This is a genomic window from Pseudomonas sp. SDO5215_S409 (assembly GCF_054071325.1).
The window spans coordinates 1-2,552 of the sequence record NZ_JBSVWN010000129.1 but is presented as its reverse complement, the minus strand read 5'-3'; the positions used below and the strand labels follow the sequence as shown (position 1 = coordinate 2,552).

Below are 2,552 nucleotides of genomic sequence, written 5' to 3'. Positions count from 1 at the left end.
CACAGCATCCAAGATCATCTGACCGCTTTGAATGTGGGGTTCATGGAGCGGTTACCCCGAATCGGCAAACCTGGCACTGTACTTTTTCAGCAGATCAGTTCACGAACACGTGACCAGTACCTGCGCCTGCTGAAGAAATACCTGTCTTGGTGCGTCACCCGTTACATCCCGCGCGCCCGTCAGAATTCAGCCGCACAGGCTGACATCAACGTGGTATTTGCCGATGTTGCTGACGTCATTGAGCGGCGCTTTGAGGGCCACATCATCAATGCTCGTCCCGACCGCACTCGTTACCGCAGCCTGACAGATACGCAACTACAGATCGTTCGCACACTGATTCGCCCTGGCGCTGCGGAGAATCCGTTCCCGGAACGTTTGCAGCTGCGTAACTGGCTAATGATTGAATTGCTCTTGGAGACCGGCATCCGTCGCGGAGAGCTTCTGAAGCTCTACACCACGGATATCAATAAAGGTTCTCAGCACGCCTATGTCAGCATCAATGATCGCGAACATGATCCCCGCGACCCGCGCGTTGAAGAGCCTGCGCTCAAAACACATGGACGGACCGTAGGCATCTCCGCACAGTTGTATGAGGTCTACGAGCGCTATATCCAAAGCGACCGGCGCCCTCTGCGTGACGCTAAACCGATGAAATTGCTCTATCGCTATTTGTTCATCTCGGATCGTGGCCGCCCGCTATCGATCCGCGCGTTGTCTAACGTTCTTGATCGGCTGTTTCTGACCATTGAACTGGCTGATCCAGGGTTGTTGCCTACACTTTCTGCGCATGACTTTCGCCACACATTTGCAGACCGGTTTTTGGCTTACTTGGTCGAAAAGCGTGGGCATGACCTCGAGCGGGCCACGGACGAACTCCGGCGAGTCTGCGGTTGGTCTGAGACCTCGACGATGCCACGCCGCTACGCAGGTCGTTATCTAGCCGAGTCGGCCAACCTCCATAACGCCCAGCGCACCTCGGCAGCCTGGAGTCGACTAGACAGTTAAGGAGGTTCGCCGTGACCAAATCAGCCGATCAAGAACACGCGTCACCACCCTCCTCTTTGCCAGCTTATGTGTTCAAGGGCCCCGCTTACGTTGCGATTCGAACTCGCACTAATGACCAACCACGATATGTCGATACTCAACTGAAGGTGTGGACCTGGTATGACGGTGGACTAGCAATGAAAATCGATTGGACTGCGATCCAGTTGAATTCAGAGCTAAGGATTCTCCGATCAACTTTCTGCGTGGCGTCGGCAAGTCGAAATTTCCCCGGCACGTAGCGCTATTTGTTCAAAGGCGACCGATGCATCGTGTGTTGGGGACGTTTTCGCCTGGTTTTCCGTATTAAACGCGCAACTCGCCCATACCCATCAGTCGCTTTCGAGCCATCCACAGGTTCGACAGAGCGAACAGCGTGGTCAACTGAGCCGTGTTTTTCATCAGCCCACGAAAGCGCACTTTCACATAACCAAACTGGCGCTTGATCACGCGGAATGGATGCTCAACCCTGGCTCGTGTCTGGGCTTTGAGGTACTCGATTTTACGCTTGGCCTTGTAGATCAGGCCGCGCTTGTTCAGCTTGGAATAGGTGCTGCGTCGGGCAGCGATCTGCCAGATCACCTTACGATTTTGGTGTTCCTCGCGCTTCTCGACACCGGTATATCCAGCGTCCGCGTAGACCGCGTTTTCTTCGCCATGCAGCAGCTCTGCGACTTGGGTGACGTCGGCTACATTGGCGGCCGTGCCATGGACATGGTGAACCAGGCCCGACTCAGCATCGGCACCGATGTGCGCCTTCATCCCGAAGAAATACTGATTGCCTTTCTTGGTCTGATGCATCTCGGGATCACGTTCGCCGTCTTTGTTCTTGGTCGAGCTTGGGGCATGAATAATGGTGGCGTCGACGATCGTGCCCTGGCGCAGCGACAGACCTTTTTCTTGCAAATAACCATTGATGACCGCAAGGATCGCAGGTGCGAGCTGATGCTTCTCCAACAAATGCCGGAAGTTCATGATCGTGGTGTCTTCCGGGATCGGCGCGCTCAACGTCAGGCGTGCAAACTGACGCATGGGCGTGATTTCGTAGAGCGCTTCTTCCATGGCCGGATCGCTCAGGGAGAACCAGTTCTGCAACAGGTGGATGCGCAGCATGGTTTCCAAGGGGTAGGGTTTTCTGCCGCCGCCAGCCTTGGGGTAGAACGGCTCGATTAGCCCCAACAGACCAGCCCAGGGCACGACCTGATCCATCTCGGCGAGGAAGCGTTCGCGGCGTGTCTGCTTGCGTTTGCCGGCGTACTCGAAGTCGGAAAAGCTCATCTGGCTCATGGGCGGCTCGGATCAGGTAGTCAGGTGTATTTCAGCACATCTTCGAACTTGATCGGAGATTCCCTAACAAGGCGAGGTGTCGTTATTTATCATTGTGAGAGAGTTATCCTTCATGCAAACCCCACAGATACTCAAAGCCCTTCTCATCTCCCTGCCCCTGCTACTAAGCGGATCGTGTCCCAGGAAGTGGTGTAACTCATCATGGCCTTGGCCGCTGAGTTTGC

Annotated in this window: 2 protein-coding genes; one reads left to right on the top strand and one right to left on the bottom strand. The window is 55.1% G+C overall.

The features are described 5' to 3' along the window. On the top strand, nt 1-1,005 hold a 1,005-nt coding region (locus ACW9H9_RS28455; protein ID WP_457346679.1), incomplete at its 5' end, for a tyrosine-type recombinase/integrase. A gap of 342 nt (nt 1,006-1,347) precedes the next feature. Here the strand turns inward: ACW9H9_RS28455 and ACW9H9_RS28450 are convergent. After that, complete coding sequence (locus ACW9H9_RS28450) at nt 1,348-2,328, bottom strand: IS5 family transposase (RefSeq protein WP_457346678.1); 981 nt, start codon at nt 2,326-2,328, stop codon at nt 1,348-1,350. Nucleotides 2,329-2,552 lie beyond the last annotated feature (224 nt).

Bases quoted from the DNA above. Each gene is read 5' to 3' on its own strand.
- ACW9H9_RS28450 (WP_457346678.1), bottom strand. From the start codon at position 2,328: ATGAGCCAGATGAGCTTTTCCGACTTCGAGTACGCCGGCAAACGCAAG.